The organism is Mesorhizobium sp. M1409 (genome assembly GCF_040317535.1).
Classification (GTDB): Bacteria; Pseudomonadota; Alphaproteobacteria; order Rhizobiales; family Rhizobiaceae; genus Mesorhizobium.
In genome coordinates this window covers 67,069-83,557 of sequence record NZ_JAMYKV010000029.1, presented here as the reverse complement: position 1 = coordinate 83,557, position 16,489 = coordinate 67,069, and the positions used below count along the sequence as shown (strand labels likewise).

The 16,489-nt window shown below is 63.2% G+C and carries 19 protein-coding genes; 9 read left to right on the top strand and 10 right to left on the bottom strand.

The annotated features are described in order from the left end of the window. On the top strand, positions 1-201 hold a 201-nt coding region (locus NKG99_RS21785), incomplete at its 5' end, for a hypothetical protein (protein WP_352870677.1). A 61-nt stretch (positions 202-262) separates the two neighbouring features. Here NKG99_RS21785 and NKG99_RS21780 read toward each other — a convergent pair. Next, positions 263-1,153: a LysR family transcriptional regulator gene (locus tag NKG99_RS21780; protein WP_352870676.1), complete on the bottom strand. Its 891-nt coding sequence runs from the start codon at positions 1,151-1,153 to the stop codon at positions 263-265. A gap of 96 nt (positions 1,154-1,249) precedes the next feature. Between NKG99_RS21780 and NKG99_RS21775 the strand changes: the two genes are divergently transcribed. Next, the gene (locus NKG99_RS21775; protein ID WP_352870675.1) at positions 1,250-2,245 is read left to right on the top strand and encodes an aldo/keto reductase; all 996 of its coding nucleotides are present in this window, start codon (positions 1,250-1,252) and stop codon (positions 2,243-2,245) included. Positions 2,246-2,517: 272 nt separating this feature from the next. On the opposite strand, the gene NKG99_RS21770 is transcribed toward NKG99_RS21775, so the two are convergent. The 8 genes from NKG99_RS21770 to infC form a co-directional block, all read right to left on the bottom strand. Next, complete coding sequence (locus NKG99_RS21770; RefSeq protein ID WP_352870674.1) at positions 2,518-3,120, bottom strand: nucleotidyltransferase family protein; 603 nt, start codon at positions 3,118-3,120, stop codon at positions 2,518-2,520. 118 nt (positions 3,121-3,238) lie between these two features. Continuing rightward, the gene (pheT, locus tag NKG99_RS21765) at positions 3,239-5,647 is read right to left on the bottom strand and encodes a phenylalanine--tRNA ligase subunit beta (protein ID WP_352870673.1); all 2,409 of its coding nucleotides are present in this window, start codon (positions 5,645-5,647) and stop codon (positions 3,239-3,241) included. Further along, positions 5,644-6,066, bottom strand: a complete 423-nt coding sequence (locus NKG99_RS21760; protein WP_352870672.1) for a GFA family protein — start codon at positions 6,064-6,066, stop codon at positions 5,644-5,646. Before NKG99_RS21760 ends, pheT begins: the two co-directional genes overlap by 4 nt. Further along, the gene (gene pheS, locus NKG99_RS21755) at positions 6,063-7,160 is read right to left on the bottom strand and encodes a phenylalanine--tRNA ligase subunit alpha (RefSeq protein ID WP_352870671.1); all 1,098 of its coding nucleotides are present in this window, start codon (positions 7,158-7,160) and stop codon (positions 6,063-6,065) included. Before pheS ends, NKG99_RS21760 begins: the two co-directional genes overlap by 4 nt. Before the next feature lie 145 nt (positions 7,161-7,305). Beyond that, the gene (rplT, locus tag NKG99_RS21750; RefSeq protein ID WP_006201247.1) at positions 7,306-7,707 is read right to left on the bottom strand and encodes a 50S ribosomal protein L20; all 402 of its coding nucleotides are present in this window, start codon (positions 7,705-7,707) and stop codon (positions 7,306-7,308) included. Between the two features lie 146 nt (positions 7,708-7,853). Then, positions 7,854-8,057, bottom strand: coding sequence for a 50S ribosomal protein L35 (gene rpmI, locus NKG99_RS21745; protein WP_006201248.1), 204 nt, complete (start codon positions 8,055-8,057; stop codon positions 7,854-7,856). Positions 8,058-8,260: 203 nt separating this feature from the next. Beyond that, positions 8,261-8,887, bottom strand: coding sequence for a methyltransferase family protein (locus NKG99_RS21740; protein ID WP_352870670.1), 627 nt, complete (start codon positions 8,885-8,887; stop codon positions 8,261-8,263). Positions 8,888-9,111: 224 nt separating this feature from the next. After that, on the bottom strand, positions 9,112-9,648 hold the full coding sequence (infC, locus tag NKG99_RS21735) for a translation initiation factor IF-3 (protein ID WP_013528312.1): 537 nt from the start codon (positions 9,646-9,648) through the stop codon (positions 9,112-9,114). Positions 9,649-9,853: 205 nt separating this feature from the next. On the opposite strand from infC, the gene NKG99_RS21730 reads away from it, so the two are divergent. From NKG99_RS21730 to NKG99_RS21715, 4 genes are all read left to right on the top strand, one after another. Beyond that, positions 9,854-10,624: an alpha/beta hydrolase gene (locus NKG99_RS21730; RefSeq protein WP_352870669.1), complete on the top strand. Its 771-nt coding sequence runs from the start codon at positions 9,854-9,856 to the stop codon at positions 10,622-10,624. Further along, positions 10,624-11,808, top strand: coding sequence for a benzoate/H(+) symporter BenE family transporter (locus tag NKG99_RS21725; RefSeq protein WP_352870668.1), 1,185 nt, complete (start codon positions 10,624-10,626; stop codon positions 11,806-11,808). The genes NKG99_RS21730 and NKG99_RS21725 overlap by 1 nt, the downstream gene beginning before the upstream one ends. Before the next feature lie 75 nt (positions 11,809-11,883). Continuing rightward, positions 11,884-12,363, top strand: coding sequence for a DUF2852 domain-containing protein (locus NKG99_RS21720; RefSeq protein ID WP_352870667.1), 480 nt, complete (start codon positions 11,884-11,886; stop codon positions 12,361-12,363). A gap of 205 nt (positions 12,364-12,568) precedes the next feature. After that, positions 12,569-13,324, top strand: coding sequence for a M48 family metallopeptidase (locus NKG99_RS21715; RefSeq protein WP_352870666.1), 756 nt, complete (start codon positions 12,569-12,571; stop codon positions 13,322-13,324). A gap of 2 nt (positions 13,325-13,326) precedes the next feature. Here NKG99_RS21715 and NKG99_RS21710 read toward each other — a convergent pair whose 3' ends face one another. Next, entirely contained in the window at positions 13,327-13,545 is a 219-nt protein-coding gene (locus tag NKG99_RS21710) for a hypothetical protein (RefSeq protein ID WP_352870665.1), read from the bottom strand. 104 nt (positions 13,546-13,649) lie between these two features. Here NKG99_RS21710 and NKG99_RS21705 point away from each other — a divergent pair, with 104 nt between their 5' ends. The 3 genes from NKG99_RS21705 (at position 13,650) to trpA (ending at position 16,452) form a co-directional block, all read left to right on the top strand. Continuing rightward, the gene (locus NKG99_RS21705; RefSeq protein ID WP_352870664.1) at positions 13,650-14,309 is read left to right on the top strand and encodes a phosphoribosylanthranilate isomerase; all 660 of its coding nucleotides are present in this window, start codon (positions 13,650-13,652) and stop codon (positions 14,307-14,309) included. Between the two features lie 80 nt (positions 14,310-14,389). Further along, positions 14,390-15,610, top strand: a complete 1,221-nt coding sequence (gene trpB, locus NKG99_RS21700) for a tryptophan synthase subunit beta (protein ID WP_352870663.1) — start codon at positions 14,390-14,392, stop codon at positions 15,608-15,610. A 2-nt stretch (positions 15,611-15,612) separates the two neighbouring features. After that, positions 15,613-16,452, top strand: a complete 840-nt coding sequence (trpA, locus tag NKG99_RS21695) for a tryptophan synthase subunit alpha (RefSeq protein WP_352870662.1) — start codon at positions 15,613-15,615, stop codon at positions 16,450-16,452. The last annotated feature ends 37 nt before the right edge of the window (positions 16,453-16,489 follow it).

The following is a 16,489-nucleotide window of genomic DNA, read 5'->3' as shown; positions in this document are numbered from 1 at the left end:
CGGACAAACCCCGTTTTACGGGGCATGCACATGCGGCATTTCGATTCACTCAAAACTTTCCCCGGACAGCCCTGCGTAAACGGGGTGAAAGAAGCTGGCCGCGACGCCGGCGCAATCCTTGCGACGTCGGCGACTGGCGAAATCATCGATAAGGCGTCCCTCGCCCCGTTTTACGGGGAGAGGATGCCGGCAGGCAGGTGAGGGGCGGCGCCAGCCTTGGCTAGGCATACCCCCCAAACGGAGACGATTGCGCCGCCGCTCTCTACCCACTCACCTTGAAGAAATCGACAAACGCCCTGAGCGCTGGCCGCATCTGGCGTCGGCTCGGATAATAGACAAAGAAGCCATCGAAAGAGGGGCACCAGTCCTCCAGCACGCGGATCAGCCTGCCGTCGGCCAGCGGGGCACGGACATAGTCCTCGAAGACGAAGGCGAGCCCGGCGCCGTCGACCGCTGCCTGCGCGATCAGATGGTCCTCGCCGACGATCAGCGGACCCTCGACGGAGATTTCGATCTCCTCGCCGTCCTTCTCGAACTCCCAGCGGTAGAGGATGCCGCTGGAGAAGCGGAAGCGGATGCAGCGGTGATCGGCGAGATCGTGCGGATGGCGCGGTTTGGGCATGGTCTCGAAATAGGAAGGAGCGGCAACCACGGCACCCCGGATCGATGGCCCGATCCGCACCGCGATCATGTCGCGCTGCAGGCTTTCGCCGAGCCGCACCCCGGCATCGAAGCCGCCTTCGACCACATCGGTGAAGCGATCCTCGACGACGATCTCCAGCACGATATCGGGAAAGGCCTGGGCAAAGGCGCCCAGCCGTGGCGCCAATGTGAGCTGTGCGGCGGTGCGGGGCACGGTCAGCCTGAGATTACCCGCCGGCCGGTCACGCGCCTCGACAGCCGTCTCCAGCGCCAGGTCGATCTCCGACAGCGCCGGCCGCAGCCGCTCCAGCAATTGCGCACCCTCTTCGGTGGGCGCAACGCTGCGCGTGCTGCGCGACAGAAGGCGAACGCCAAGCCGCGCCTCGAGGCTGGACACCGCATGGCTGACCGCCGACGGCGCGATGGCCAGTTCCCTCGCGGCGCCGCGAAAGCTGCCGCATTGGGCGACGGTCGCCAGCACCGCGAGTTGTGAGAGATGGGCTCGATTCATTGATCTATCTTTTAGTACAGGCCGTGCGGCCGAGCGACGATTATCGAACATAGGGCAAGGCGCTATTTTTGTCGCATCACAACAAGGAGACGCGTGATGCAAACCCGCAAGCTTGGAACTGAATTGAACGTCTACCCGGTCGGCCTCGGCTGCATGGGCATGAGCTTCGCCTATGGCGGCCAGGCGGAAGTCGACGCGATCGCCACCCTGCACCGCGCCGTCGAGATCGGCGTCAACTTCTTCGACACGGCGGAAGTCTATGGCCCCTACGAGAACGAGATTCTGCTCGGCAAAGCGCTGAAACCGGTGCGCAACAAGGTGACCATCGCGACAAAATTCGGCTTCAAGATTTTGGAAGAAGGCACCGGCATCGACCGCATGGCCGGCGTCGACGGCCGTCCCGAGCACGTCAAGGCCGTCGCCGAGGCTTCGCTGAAGCGGCTGGGCACCGACGTCATCGACCTCTACTACCAGCACCGCGTCGACCCCAACGTGCCGATCGAGGATACAGTCGGCGCCATGGCCGAACTGGTGCGCGAGGGCAAAGTGCGCGCGCTCGGCCTGTCGGAAGCGAGTGCCGCGACCATCCGGCGGGCCCATGCCGTGCATCCGATCGCTGCCGTGCAGAGCGAATATTCACTGTGGAGCCGCGACCCGGAAGACGAGGTGTTCGCCGTCTGCCGCGAACTCAGCATCGGCTTTGTTCCCTACAGCCCGCTCGGCCGTGGCCTGCTCACCGGAACGATCGCCAAGCCCGAGGCTTTGAGCGACGACGACTGGCGCCGTGGCCTGCCGCGCTTCCAGGCGGACGCCATGGCCGCCAACGCTGCCGTCATCGCCACGCTGGAAGAGCTGGCGGCTGAAAAGGGCGTGACCTCGGCGCAGCTGGCGCTGGCCTGGGTGCTGCACCAGGGCGATTTCATCGTGCCGATCCCCGGCGCGCGAAAAATCCATCATCTGGAGCAGAACACGGCAGCGGCCGGGATCGAGCTGAGCGTAGCCGAGGTGGCGGCCATCGGCGATGCGCTCTCGCCGGACAAGGTCGTGGGCAAGCGCTATACGGAGGAGTTGCTGGCGCTGGTGAATGGGTGAGTCAGGTCACCGTTGGAGGGGGCGCTTCGGCGCCCCTTTTTCATGCGAACGTGACAGCGAAGGTTGCGAGAAGTCAGCGCGAAATACCCCCCTCTGTCCTGCCGGACATCTCCCCCGCAAGGGGGGAGATCGGATGCCGTTGCTGCTTTCGCCAATCGCCAAGGTTGCAGGAGGAGCGACCAGGCCGAAGCTGCCAATCTCCCTCCTTGCGGGGGAGATGGCCGGCAGGCCAGAGGGGGGTGCCTCGCGCCGACGTCTTTGCTTCGGCATCACTACCAAGGCACCACCGAAATCTCCGGCCAGTGCTCCCTTGCCCGCGCGCCCTTCACCTCATGCGTCCGTTGGTTGTCCAACACCCGGTTCGGCACGATGCGGAACGAGAAGATGTCGTCGAGCCCGAACGGCGCAACCAGATCGAGCGGACCGTCCGCATCGTATCGGACACCGACCGCATGGGTCTTCGACGCGAAATAGCTGACGGATTCGCTGGAACTCGAATAGCGCGGACAGTGTTGCCCGAACTTGAGCGGATACCACAGATGCACCCGTGCCTGGTTGCGCACCTCGACCGGCAGCCGCAGCCCTTCGAAATGCACCGCCGCCCGGCGGATCACCGCGTCCTCCGCCTCATAGGACAGGTCGCTGTCATCGAAATAGAACAGGTCGACATCTTTGATGCCGTAGCCCGACGGCTTGCCGGTCAGATGGTTCCAGACAGAGTTGTAGAGCGCGCCGGAGACGACCAGCCAGTCGGCAAGACCAAGCGCGCGGGCATGCGTCAGCGCTTCGCGAACAAGCGGATCAGCCGAGACGATCTCAAGAAACGCCGTGCGTTGCGTTTCGAAAGGAAGGCCGGAATAGCGCAGATGGTCCATCGCCCCTTGGAGGGCGATTCGCCACCTGCCTGCAAGTCTTGGTTCCTGCGCAATTCCCAAGGGAAAGCGCTATGCGCTTTCCATTGGAAAATCGCTACGCAGTTTTCCTGGAATTACTCTACCCGCGCAGAACGCCGCCGGTCTGCTTGCCGACATTGTCGACGATGCGCTTGGCCAGCGCCTCGAAATCCTCGTCGGTCAACGTCTTCTCGACCGGCTGGATCGAAACTTCGATGGCGATCGACTTCTTGCCCGCTCCAAGCGAGGCACCTTCGAAAATATCGAAGACCGAAACGCCTGATACCAGCTTCTTGTCGGCGGCGAGCGCCGCGCGCACCAGCGTGCCGGCCTCGACGGTCTTGTCTACGACGAAAGCGAAGTCGCGCTTGACCATCTGGAAGGCGGAGAGCTCGAGCGTCGGCTTGGTCTTCGTCGGCTTGGCCTTGGGCTCGGGCACGGCATCGACGAACACTTCGAAGCCGCAGAGCGGCCCGGAAACATCGAGGCCCTCAAGCGCCTTCGGGTGAAATTCACCGAACGTGCCGAGCACGGTTTTCGGGCCGAGCTTGATCGTGCCGGAACGGCCGGGATGATACCAGGCCGGACCGCCCGCCTCGATCTGCAGCCGCTCGACCGGCGCACCGCAGGCTTCGAGCGCGGCGATGGCATCGGCCTTGGCGTCGAACACGCCGACCGGGCTCGAATTGCCGGCCCAGTTGCGGCCGGAGCCGTCGAGCTTAGCGGTGCCACGGCGTACGCCGGCAGCAACGCGCCGCTGCTGGTCGGCGCCGTCGCCTTCGTAGGTGCCAGAGACTTCGAACAGCGCCACGTCGCCGATGCCCCTGTCGGCATTGCGCTGGGCAGCGGCAATCAGCCCCGGCAGCAGCGACGGCCGCATGTCGGACATATCGGCGGCGATCGGGTTGGCGAGTTTCAATGCCGTCTGGCCGCCACCGAACAGTTCGGCGTGTTTGGCCGGAATGAACGACCAGGTGACGGCTTCCATCATACCGCGCACGGCAAGCGCGCGCTTGGCCGTGCGGGTGCGGACCTGCAGCGTGGTGAGTATCCTTGCGTTGACCGCGTCATGCGCACCGAGCGGCTGCGGGGCGATGTTGTCGACGCCGTGGATACGCATCACCTCCTCGACCAGATCGGCCTTGCCGTCCACATCGGGGCGCCAGGACGGCACGGCGACGTTGACGGTATCGCCCGACCCCTCGGGCTTGAAGCCGAGGCGCGACAGGATGTCGAGGCTTTCCGCCTTCGCCACCTCGATGCCCGTCAGCCGCTTCACTTCCGAAAGCGGGAAGGAGACGATCTTGGGCGTGTGGCCCGCATAGCCGGCCACTTCGATCTCCGTCGGCGTGCCGCCGCAGAAATCGAGCACCAGCCTGGTCGCCAGCTCGACGCCGGGCACCATGAATTCAGGATCGACGCCACGTTCGAAGCGGTAGCGCGCATCGGTGATGATGCCGAGCGTGCGGCCGGTGCGCGCCGTGGTGATCGGATCCCAAAGGGCGGATTCGATCAGCACGTCCGACGTGTTCTCGTCGCAGCCCGAGTGCTCGCCGCCCATGATGCCGGCGATCGATTCGACGCCGTCTTCATCTGATATGACGCACATCTCCGGCGTCAGCGTATATTCGCGACCGTCGAGCGCCTGCACCTTTTCGCCATTGTGCGCCCGCCGCACGGTCAGATTGCCGGCGACCTTGCTGGCGTCGAACACATGCAGGGGCCGACCGCGGTCGAAGGTGACGTAATTGGTGATGTCGACCAGCGCGCTGATCGGCCTGAGACCAATGGCGATCAGCCGCTGCTGCAGCCATTTCGGCGACGGGCCGTTCTTGACGCCCTTGACCAGCCGCAGCGCGAAGCCGGGGCAGAGTTCCGGCGCTAGGATCGTCACCTTGACCGGGCACATGCCGTTGCCGACATGGGGCATGATAGCGCCGCCGACGAGACGGCCAAGTCCACTCGCCGCCAGATCCCTGGCGATGCCGTAGACGCTGGTGGCGTCCGGCCGGTTCGGCGTCAGGTTGATCTCGATGACCGGATCGTCGAGATGCGCGTAGGCAGCGAAGCTGGTGCCGACAGGCGCATCCTGGGGCAGGTCGATGATGCCGTGGTGCTCGTCGGACAGTTCCAGCTCGCGCTCGGAACACATCATGCCGTGGCTTTCGACACCCCTGATCTTGCCGACCGTCAGCGTCACGTCGATGCCGGGCACGTAGGTGCCGGGCGCGGCAAAGGCGCCGATCAGGCCCGCGCGTGCATTGGGCGCGCCGCAGACGACCTGCACCGGTGCCTTGCCGTCGCCGGTGTCGACGGTGAGCACGCGCAGCCGGTCGGCATCGGGGTGCTGCACCGCCGTCAGCACCCTGGCGATGACGAACGGCTTCAGGCTCGACTTGTCGTCGACATGCTCGACTTCGAGGCCGATCGAGGTCAGCCGCTCGACGATCTCGCTGAGCGAGGCGTCGGTCTCGAGATGATCTTTGAGCCAGGAAAGGGTGAATTTCATTGGACTGTTCCGTCTGGTCTTTTGACGCTTGATTTCAGATGTCTCGGCAAGTCGTCGGACATATGCAGGAAGGGAAGCTGCTCGCTGACATAGGCATGCAGCGTCGGCTTGAAATCGGCCGGCATGTCCATGGCGCCGAGCATGAAATAGATGTCATCCTCCAGCCGCTCGTCGACATAGGCGATGGGCGAGCCGCAGGTGCCGCAGAAGGAGCGCGTCACCGGGCCGTTCTCGAACATCTTCAGCGCCTTGCCGGTGAACGCGACCTGACCGGCCAGGAAGCCGACAAAGGCCGATACCGGCGCGCCGCTCGCCCGCCGGCAATCGCCGCAATGGCAATAGCTGACGTGATGCGGTTCGGCCGAAGCCTCGAACCGCACGGCGCCGCAACGGCAGCCGCCGGTGTGCGGCGCTGTCATGCGCTTAGGCCTCCGAACAAGGTCGGCATGTCGAGCGGCCGGAAGCCGTAATGCGACAGCCAGCGGACATCGGCGTCGAAGAAGGCGCGCAGGTCCGGCATGCCGTATTTCAGCATGGCGATGCGGTCGATGCCCATACCCCAGGCAAAGCCCTGATACTCGTCCGGATCGAGCCCGCCATGGCGCAGCACGTTGGGATGCACCATGCCGCAGCCGAGGATCTCCATCCAGTCGGAGCCTTCGCCGAAGCGCACCTCGCCGGGCCGCGAGCGGTCGCACTGGATGTCGACCTCGAGGCTGGGCTCGGTGAACGGAAAGAAGGATGGCCGGAAGCGCATCTTGACCTGCGGCACCTCGAAGAAGGCCTTGCAGAACTCCTCCAGCACCCACTTCATGTTCGCGACATTGGCCGTCTTGTCGATCACCAGCCCCTCGACCTGATGGAACATCGGCGAGTGGGTAGCGTCGGAATCCTGACGATAGGTCTTACCCGGAATGACGATGCGGATCGGCGGCTTCTTCGTCTCCATGGTGCGGATCTGCACGGGTGAGGTGTGGGTGCGCAAAAGCTTGCGCTCGCCCTTTTCGTCCGGCTGGAAGAAGAAGGTGTCGTGCATCTCGCGCGCCGGATGGCCTTCGGGGAAATTCAGCGCGGTGAAATTGTAGTAATCGCTCTCGATATCCGGACCTTCGGCTATGGAGAAACCGAGATCGCCGAAGATCGCCGCGATCTCGTCGATGACCTGGCTGATCGGATGGATGCGGCCGCGCTCAGCCGGCGACTGCCGCACCGGCAGCGTCACGTCGACCTTTTCAGCGGCCAGGCGGGCTGTGATCGCCACATCCCTGAGCTCGGCCTTGCGGGCCGTCAGGGCATCGGTGACGCGGTTCTTGAGGCCGTTGATGGCCGGGCCCTTCAACTGGCGCTCCTCGGCGGTCATGGCGCCGAGCGTCTTCAACATTTCGGAGATGAAACCCTTCTTGCCAAGAGCCGCGACGCGCACGGCCTCGATCGAGGCCTCGTCGGAGGCCGATGCGATGTCGGCAAGCAGCGAGGCCTCCAGGGCTTCAAGATTTCCGGCTGTGTCGTTCACGGCGAAACTCTCTCGATCGGGCGACCGGCACCATTTTGGTTCGTCGTCACCATTTTGGTTACATCAGGTATAAGAAAAACCCGCGCCAGCCGTGCCAGCGCGGGTTCCCCAAATCAGAATTGCGAATGCTTGGGAAGCGCTGGTCTTAGGCGACAGCGCTTTCAAAAGCGTTCGGCGTGGTGTTCTTCAGATATTCGAGCGCCACCTTGGCCTTGGCGACCAGGGCTGCGAAAGCCTGCGGCTCATGGATGGCCATGTCCGACAGGATCTTGCGATCGATCTCGATGCCGGCCTTGTTGAGGCCGTCGATGAAGCGGCCGTAGGTCAGGCCATGCTCGTGGGTCGCCGCGTTGATGCGCTGGATCCACAGCGCGCGGAACGAGCGCTTGCGGTTCTTGCGGTCGCGGTAAGCGTACTGCAGCGACTTTTCCACCGCCTGCTTGGCGATGCGGATGGTGTTCTTGCGGCGGCCGTAGAAGCCTTTTGCGGCTTTCAGGACCTTCTTGTGCTTGGCGTGCGAGGTGACGCCTCTCTTTACGCGTGCCATGTCATGATCTCCTTAAAAGCAATTCCAGGAAAAGTGCCCTTGCGGTTTTCCGTTCGGAATTGCGTAAAACAAATGCGTGTCCGGACCGAATGCCTTATTTGAGCGGGATGTTATCCAAAAAGTCTGCAACTTTTTGGCATCACGCCTTAGAGGCCGTTCGGCAGAAAATTCTTGATGACCTTCTTGCCATCCGGTTCAGCCAGAACCATCGTGCCGCGGGCATTTCGAATGAACTTGTTGGAACGCTTGATCATGCCGTGACGCTTGCCGGCCGCAGCCGACAGGACTTTACCCGTACCTGTGATCTTGAACCGCTTTTTTGCAGCGGACTTGGTCTTCATCTTGGGCATTTTGCTACTCCGTTTCTATGAGGTCCCTGTCGTGCCTCCGGCACTCCACGCCTCTTGTCTTGTTCGCTTCGGGCCGACCAAAGCCCGAAAAGCAAATGAAACCGCCACGGCATGCCCTGCCGGGCGGTTTTCTTGAACGGCGGTCCTATACGTCAAAGCCGGCTGCTGTGCAACACCTGTAGAGATGCGGCTCTGCCCTTGAGTCAGGGCAGCCGGAACAGCACCGGCAACATGCCCGACTGCTGGGCGCCATCGATCAGCTCGAAGGCCGGCAGCGCGACGAGGAACACCAGGCCGTCGAGCAGCGTGGTCAACAGCAGACGCGGCTTGAAGCTGCCGGTATCACCCTCCTGGTAGAGGGAAAGCTTCGGGAAGAAGCGCGGCACTCTCGCCAGATAGGCCTGATATGTGGCGGGAAGCGCTTCCTTGAGGAATTTCTCCTCGCGCAGGATGACGATATGGAAGGCGCCCGCGCACAGCACCGCGAACAAGATGATGCCGGAGAATGAGCCGATCTGGGCGCCGACACCGGCCGCGGCCACGGTCGAGAACACATAAAGGGGGTTGCGGGTGATCGAGTAGGGCCCGCCGGTCACCACCTCGGAAGCCTTGCGCCCACCTATGTAGAGCGTCGACCAAAGGCGCCCGACGATGCCGAGGAAAATCAGCAGCACGCCGAACATTTCAATCGACTCATGCACCGGCGTGTCGGGCGGAAACGTCGATTGGCCAAACAACAGCGCCGCGAACAGCACCGCCACGAGCCCGGCGAGCACCATCCGGCGCGTATGCTGGTAGTTACCCAGCCCGTATTTGAGTTCTTTGTCCAAGGTTGGAATCCGATCGTCGAAGAGCCCGATGCATGTCATGTCACCCAAAGTGGCCCCGGCTTTGGGAAGACGACATGCATAAAAAAGAACCGGCGATCCCAGCCTCTGCCAAGAAAACAGGCGTCCCGCCGATCGCCGGGACGCCTTGGGATGTAATTCAGGCGGATTTAAGCGCGATACCAAGCCTGACGCCATCGCGTCTCAGGTGTGTTGCTCAGCACACCTTAGCGCGGCGACAGCACCATCATCATCTGGCGGCCTTCGAGCTTCGGTTCCGCCTCGACCTTGGCGATGGTCGCCACTTCCTCGCGGACCTTGTTCAGAAGCTGCATGCCGAGTTCCATATGCGCCATCTCGCGGCCACGGAACCGCAGCGTCAGCTTGACCTTGTCGCCTTCCTCGAAGAAGCGGCGAACCGCCTTCATCTTGGTCTCGTAATCATGGCTGTCGATGTTCGGGCGCATCTTGATCTCCTTGATCTCGATGACCTTCTGGTTCTTGCGCGCCTCGGCCGCCTTCTTCTGGTTGGCGTATTTCAACTTGCCGAGATCGAGGATCTTGACGACGGGGGGCACCGCATTGGGCGATATCTCGACGAGATCGAGCCCAGCCTCTTCGGCGAGCAGCAATGCGTCGTTGATGGAAACATCGCCGCGGTTCTGGCCTTCGGCGTCGATAAGCTGGACCCGGGGAACCCGGATATCACGGTTGGAGCGCGGGCCATCCTTGGTCGGCGCCGCTGCTTTGAAAGGTCTGCGAATGGTCGTGGTCTCCTTGGCCGTTTCGTTCAGGGTTTGTCAGTGTTGATGCGTGACGCGTCAATGTGGTGAGCGCGCGGGCGGAGTCAATAGCACAGCATTGACAGAAAATCACCCTGATCGCTGCCCTGCACCAAACAAAGAACATCGCGAGCACTTTCCGCCTCGCCGCTGGCTGTGCCACAAGACCGACGTTGAGGAAAAAGCCATGACTGTCACGCCCCCACTCTTTCTGGATATCGATGGATCGCGCATCGCGGTGCGCCATACTGCTGGCTCCGCCCCCGGCATCGTCTGGCTCGGCGGCTACAAGTCGGACATGCTGGGCACGAAGGCGCAGACGCTGTCGGACTGGGCGGCAAGGGAAGGCCGCGCGTTCCTGCGCCATGATTATTCCGGCCATGGCGAATCCGGCGGCGCCTTTGCCGACGGCACGATTTCGACATGGCTTGCGCAAAGCCTTGCCGTGTTCCGGCATTTCACCAAGGGCCGGCAGATCCTGGTCGGCTCCTCGATGGGCGCCTGGATTGCGCTGCGCATGGTGCAGGAATTGCGCAAGGCGGGCGACAGCAACGTCTCCGGCCTGGTGCTGCTGGCGCCGGCGCCAGACTTTACCGCTGAACTGGTCGAACCGGTGCTGACCAAGTCGCAGAAACGCGACCTCGCCAAAAAAGGCTTCTTCGAGGAGCCGTCGGACTATTCCGCCGAGCCCTACATCTACACACGCGCCCTGATCGAGGATGGGCGCGACAACAGGGTGATGACGGGCCCGATCGACACCCATTGCCCGGTGCACATCCTGCAGGGGCTGGCCGATACGGACGTGCCGACAAGCCATGCGCTGAAGCTGGTCAGCCTGCTGCCGGCCGACGACGTGACCTTGTCGCTGATCCCCGATGGCGACCACCGCCTGTCGCGGCCGCAGGATCTCGACATGCTGGTGCGGGCCGTAGACACGATGGCACAAAGGGGAAACTGATGCGCCTTTCCATTCCGATATCCGCCTTCGTCGCGGCCATCGTCGGCTTCGGCGGCACGCTGGCCATCGTCATTGCCGCCGCCAAGGCGGTCGGCGCGACGCAGATCGAGACGGCGAGCGGCGTTACCGCCATCTGCCTGGCCATGGCGATCGAGTGCCTGTGGCTGTCCTGGCGCACGAAGATGCCGGTCATCACCGCATGGTCGACGCCGGGCCTGGCGCTGATCGCCGCATCGAGCGGCTTTTCGATGAACGAGGCGGTCGGCGCCTTCATCGTCACCGGCATCCTGTTGATCGCCACCGGCCTGTTCGGACCGCTGACGCGGCTGATCGCCAGGATACCGGCGTCGGTGGCATCCGGCATGCTGGCCGGCATCCTCGTCAGCTTCGCCATCAACGCGGTCAAGGCCATCCCCGCCGATCCCTGGCTGATCCTGCCGCTGATCGCGGCCTTTTTCGTCATCAGGCTGTTCAATCCGGCGGTGTCGGTGCTGGTCGTGCTGATCGGCGGCGGCCTCGCGGCATTTCTCACCGGCCGCGTCGGCGGCCTGCCGACACTGGAACTATCGACGCTGACGCTGATCGCGCCGCAGTTCAGCGCCGCCGCGATCATCGGCCTGGCGCTGCCGCTCTATCTCGTCACCATGGCTTCACAGAACCTGTCCGGCCTCGCCGTGCTGCGCGCCGCCGGCTATCACCCGGAGCCAGGCCCGCTGATCGGCGTCACCGGCCTGTTTTCGCTGTTGTCGGCGCCGTTTGGCGGCTCGACCACCAATCTGGCGGCGATTTCGGCGGCGATCTGCACCGGGCCCGACGTCCATCCGGACCCCACCGAGCGCTGGAAGACCGGCCCGTTCTATGCGCTCGCCTATCTCGTCTTCGCCATTTTCGGCGCGTCGCTGGTGGCGATCTTCGCCGTCCTGCCGCAGAGCCTGATCGTACTGGTGGCGGGTCTCGCGCTGATGTCGCCGCTTGCCAATGCTTTGTCGATCGCCTTGAAGGACGAAGGCGAACGCATACCCGCCACCGTCACCTTCGCCGTCACCGCTTCGGGGCTGACGCTGTTCGGCGTCGGCGCGGCATTTTGGGGACTTGTCGCCGGGTTGGTCGTGCTTTTCCTCGAAGCACTCAAAAAGCAACAATCATTTCAGCCGCTTGTCCGGATTTGGCGGACATTGTCTTGAATCGCCGTTTTCTTCTTCCCATTTCGATTCCACGCAGCCGGTCTTGGCTGTCTCCAACCGAAGGAATGGGAGAAAATGAACACATCCGCATTGATCCGCCCGGCCTGGACGCCGGCAACCATCGCGTTGATGGTGATCGGTTTCATGGTGTTCTGGCCACTCGGCTTCGCCATGCTCGCCTACATCATCTGGGGCGACCGCCTCGAGGGCTTCAAGCGTGACGTCAACCGTGCCACCGACGGCATCTTCGCCGGCTGCCGCCGCGGTTCCGACAAGGCCGCGCGCTGGGGTCACGGCTCCGCCCGCACCGGCAACGTCGCTTTCGACGACTGGCGCGAAAAGGAACTTGAGCGCCTGAACGAAGAGCGCCGCAAGCTAGACGAGATGCTCACCCAGTTCGACGAGTACGCCCGCGAATTGCGTCGCGCCAAGGACCAGGACGAGTTCGACCGCTTCATGGCCAACCGCAACAAGTCGACGGCGCCGACGAAGACCGACCCGGGCACCGGAACGACCACCAAGCGTGGCAAGGGCTCGAACCTGCTTGACGACTAGCGCATCGGCCCGAAAATCGACTTCGATTTTCTGAAAGCACGATGCGTAGATTCAAAAGTGTTAGAGCGTACTTTGTGCGTCCGATTGGACGCACGTCGCTCTAATGACCCGGCGACTGGTCACATCGTGAAAAAACGGCGTCGCGAATGCGGCGCCGTTTCTTTTTTGTTCTATTCGTTTTCCTCGAATCACGTATCGTCCGGCCATGTCTTTCGGCTTCTTCCGCAATTTGACAAAGACCAAGCCCGCGCCCGAAGAGCGCGAGCATATCGTTGCCGGCCGCTCGCTGCCGCTCAAGATCGTCGAGAACGACCGCGCAAGGCGGCTGACGCTGCGCATCGATTCCGGCGGTCGCGGGCTGCGCATCACCGTGCCGCCGGGCCTGCGCCGAGGCGAGGTGGAAAAATTCCTCGACCGCCATCAGGACTGGCTGGAACAGCGGCTGGCCAAGGTCCCGGCTCGGCCGCAGGTGCGTCCCGGCATCAAGATCCCGGTGCGTGGCGTGGCGCACCGCATCGTCCACGAGCCTTCAAACCGCGGGACCGTGACGGTGTCGAGCGATGAGCGCGGCCCGCTACTGATCGTGCATGGCGACCGCATACACCTGCCGCGCCGGATCGCCGACTTTCTCAAGCGCGAGGCCAAGAAGGAGATCGAGAAGCTGGTGCTCAAGCACACGCATGCGCTGGGCAAGCGCGCCAAGGCCGTCCGCTTCAAGGACACGTCGAGCCGCTGGGGCTCCTGCACCTCCGACGGCAATCTGTCGTTCTCCTGGCGGATCATGATGGCGCCGTCGCCGGTCATCAATTACCTCGTCGCGCACGAGGTTGCGCATCTCAAGGAGATGAACCACGGTCCGAAATTCTGGAAGCTGTGCGAGCAGCTTTGCCCGGACACCGAACGCTGCAAGGCCTGGCTGAAGCGCAATGGCGGCGCGCTTCAGGCGATTGCGTTCGAGTAACGTCAATCGTCATTCGCGGCGTTGAGTTCATCCGGTCGCAACCCCTCGTCGCCATGATGCGGCCACGGCAAAAAATTGCCGTCGAAGGCATCGCTGCCGAAATAGTCGAGCGCGCGGTGCGCCTCGGCGCCGTTGAAGGCGGCCTTGTCCATCAGGTGCGCGATGACCTCGCGCGCCTGCGAAATCTTCTGCCTGAGTTCGGCAACGGTTCTCTCGGTCATGATCCTGCTCCCGCCTTGTCCATCCATAAGTAGCGCCTTTGGCCTTGCCGGCAAACAGTATGCTTTTTCTCGACTCTTTTCGCTTTTCATGCCAATTCCCGCGCATGGCACTCGACATCAAGATCTGCGGCTTGAAGACCGACGGGGCAATGGCCGCGGCGCTGGCCGGCGGCGCCAGCCATGTCGGCTTTATTTTCTTCCCGAAAAGCCCACGCTATGTCGAGCCTGCCGAGGCTGGCCGCCTGCGCGAGGCTGCGCGCGGCAAAGCCAAAGCGGTTGCCGTCACCGTCGATGCCAGCGACGCCTTCCTGGACGAAATCGTTGCCAAGATGCAGCCCGATATGCTGCAGTTGCACGGCTCGGAAACGTCGGAGCGGGTGGCCGAGGTCAAAGCCCGCTATGGCCTGTCGGTGATGAAGGCACTGCCGCTCAGCGAGGCCGCCGATCTCGAACGGATAAAGCCGTTCGTCGGCATCGCCGACCGCTTCCTGTTCGACGCCAAGCCACCGAAAGGCTCCGAACTGCCGGGCGGCAATGGCGTTGCCTTCGACTGGCGCATTCTTGCCGGCCTTGACGGCGGTGTCGATTACATGCTTTCCGGTGGGCTCAACGCCGCCAATATCGGCGATGCCCTTCGGCTTGCCAACCCGCCCGGAATAGACATCTCCTCAGGCGTGGAAAGCGCGCCGGGCGTCAAGGATCCGGCGCTGATCGAACAATTTTTCCGGGCCGTCAGGGCAGCGCGAGACAACCGCGCCGCCTGACCGGTTCAATCCAGAGCATGTTGGGAACCGGTTTTGCGACAAGGACATGCTCAAGACATCAAGATGCCAGGAGATCGGCGATGAACAAGCCGGCGACACCCAATTCCTTCCGCACCGGACCCGACGAACAGGGCATGTTCGGCATTTTTGGCGGTCGTTTCGTTGCCGAAACGCTGATGCCGCTGATCCTCGACCTGGAGCGGCACTGGAACGAGGTCAAGAATGATCCGGATTTCAGGGCTGAACTGACCGATCTTTCGACCCACTATGCCGGGCGGCCCTCGAAGCTCTATTTCGCCGAGGGACTGACTAGGCATCTCGGTGGTGCAAAAGTCTATTTCAAGCGCGAGGATCTGAACCACACCGGTTCGCACAAGATCAACAACTGTCTCGGCCAGATCCTGCTGGCCAAGCGCATGGGCAAGAAGCGCATCATCGCCGAAACCGGTGCCGGCCAGCACGGCGTGGCCTCGGCCACGGTCGCGGCCCGCTTCGGCTTTCCCTGCGTCGTCTATATGGGGGCCACCGACGTTGCCCGGCAAAGCCCCAATGTCTTCCGCATGAAGCTGCTCGGCGCCGAAGTGCGGCCGGTAACCGCCGGTCATGGTACGCTGAAAGACGCCATGAACGAAGCCCTTCGTGATTGGGTGACCAATGTCGAGGATACTTATTACCTGATCGGCACCGCCGCCGGACCGCATCCCTATCCGGAGCTGGTGCGCGACTTCCAGTCGGTGATCGGCATCGAGGCGCGGGCGCAGATCCTCGAACAGGAAGGCCGGCTGCCGGACACCATCATTGCCGCTGTCGGCGGCGGTTCCAACGCCATCGGCCTGTTCCATCCGTTCCTGGACGACAAAGAGGTCCGCATCATCGGCATCGAAGCCGGTGGGCGCGGCCTCGACGGCATCGAGCATTGCGCCTCGATGAATGCAGGAAAACCCGGCGTGCTGCACGGCAATCGCACCTATCTCCTGCAGAATGCGGACGGCCAGATCATGGACGGGCATTCGATCTCGGCCGGTCTCGACTATCCCGGCGTTGGGCCAGAGCATTCCTGGCTGCGCGACTCGGGCCGCGTCGAATATGTACCCATTCTCGACGACGAGGCGCTGGAGGCCTTCAAGCTGACGACGCGCGTCGAAGGCATCATCCCGGCGCTGGAATCGGCGCATGCCATCGCGCATGCGGTGAAGATCGTGCCTGGGATGGATAAGGACCAGATCGTCATCGTCAACCTGTCCGGTCGTGGCGACAAGGACGTGCATACGGTGGCCTCGATGCTGGGCATGGAGATCTGATCATGGTGACCCGCATCGATCGCCGCATGGCGAAGCTGAAGACCGAAGGCCGCCCGGCGCTCGTCACCTATTTCATGGGCGGCGACCCGGACTACGACACCTCGCTGTCGATCATGAAGGCACTGCCGGGCGCGGGCGCCGACATCATCGAGCTCGGCATGCCGTTTTCCGACCCGATGGCCGACGGTCCGGCGATCCAGGCCGCGGGCCTCAGGGCGCTGAGAGGCGGCCAGACGCTGGTCAGGACGCTGAAGATGGCGTCGGAGTTCCGGACGGGCGACAATGAGACGCCGATCGTGCTGATGGGCTACTACAACCCGATCTACATCTACGGCGTCGACCGCTTCCTCACGGATGCTATTGCCAGCGGCATCGATGGGCTAATCGTCGTCGACCTGCCGCCGGAGATGGACGAGGAACTGTGCATTCCGGCGCTCAAGGCCGGCATCAACTTCATCCGGCTGGCGACGCCGACCACCGACGACAAGCGCCTGCCCAAGGTGCTGCAGAACACGTCGGGCTTCGTCTATTATGTGTCGATGACCGGCATCACCGGCTCGGCGCTGGCCGACACCGGCAAGGTGGCGGCGGCGGTCAAGCGCATCAAGAGCCATACCGACCTGCCGGTCTGCGTCGGCTTCGGCGTCAAGACCGCCGAGCAGGCTCGCGTGATCGGCGCCAATGCCGACGGCGTCGTCGTCGGCACCGCGATCGTCAATGCCGTGGCCAACGTGCTGGGGCCGAAAGGCGAGAAGACCGCCGACCCTGCCGAAGCCGTCGCCACGCTGGTCAGCGGCCTTGCGCAAGGTGTGCGCTCGGCCCGCCTTGCTGCCGCCGAATAGTTCTCCTACCTCAGCTTTGCGCATGTCGTTATCCCAA

Bases quoted from the DNA above. Each gene is read 5' to 3' on its own strand.
- NKG99_RS21780 (WP_352870676.1), bottom strand. From the start codon at position 1,153: ATGAATCGAGCCCATCTCTCACAACTCGCGGTGCTGGCGACCGTCGCC.
- NKG99_RS21775 (WP_352870675.1), top strand. From the start codon at position 1,250: ATGCAAACCCGCAAGCTTGGAACTGAATTGAACGTCTACCCGGTCGGC.
- NKG99_RS21770 (WP_352870674.1), bottom strand. From the start codon at position 3,120: ATGGACCATCTGCGCTATTCCGGCCTTCCTTTCGAAACGCAACGCACG.
- pheT (WP_352870673.1), bottom strand. From the start codon at position 5,647: ATGAAATTCACCCTTTCCTGGCTCAAAGATCATCTCGAGACCGACGCC.
- NKG99_RS21760 (WP_352870672.1), bottom strand. From the start codon at position 6,066: ATGACAGCGCCGCACACCGGCGGCTGCCGTTGCGGCGCCGTGCGGTTC.
- rplT (WP_006201247.1), bottom strand. From the start codon at position 7,707: ATGGCACGCGTAAAGAGAGGCGTCACCTCGCACGCCAAGCACAAGAAG.
- rpmI (WP_006201248.1), bottom strand. From the start codon at position 8,057: ATGCCCAAGATGAAGACCAAGTCCGCTGCAAAAAAGCGGTTCAAGATC.
- NKG99_RS21730 (WP_352870669.1), top strand. From the start codon at position 9,854: ATGACTGTCACGCCCCCACTCTTTCTGGATATCGATGGATCGCGCATC.
- NKG99_RS21725 (WP_352870668.1), top strand. From the start codon at position 10,624: ATGCGCCTTTCCATTCCGATATCCGCCTTCGTCGCGGCCATCGTCGGC.
- NKG99_RS21720 (WP_352870667.1), top strand. From the start codon at position 11,884: ATGAACACATCCGCATTGATCCGCCCGGCCTGGACGCCGGCAACCATC.
- NKG99_RS21715 (WP_352870666.1), top strand. From the start codon at position 12,569: ATGTCTTTCGGCTTCTTCCGCAATTTGACAAAGACCAAGCCCGCGCCC.
- NKG99_RS21710 (WP_352870665.1), bottom strand. From the start codon at position 13,545: ATGACCGAGAGAACCGTTGCCGAACTCAGGCAGAAGATTTCGCAGGCG.
- NKG99_RS21705 (WP_352870664.1), top strand. From the start codon at position 13,650: ATGGCACTCGACATCAAGATCTGCGGCTTGAAGACCGACGGGGCAATG.
- trpB (WP_352870663.1), top strand. From the start codon at position 14,390: ATGAACAAGCCGGCGACACCCAATTCCTTCCGCACCGGACCCGACGAA.
- trpA (WP_352870662.1), top strand. From the start codon at position 15,613: ATGGTGACCCGCATCGATCGCCGCATGGCGAAGCTGAAGACCGAAGGC.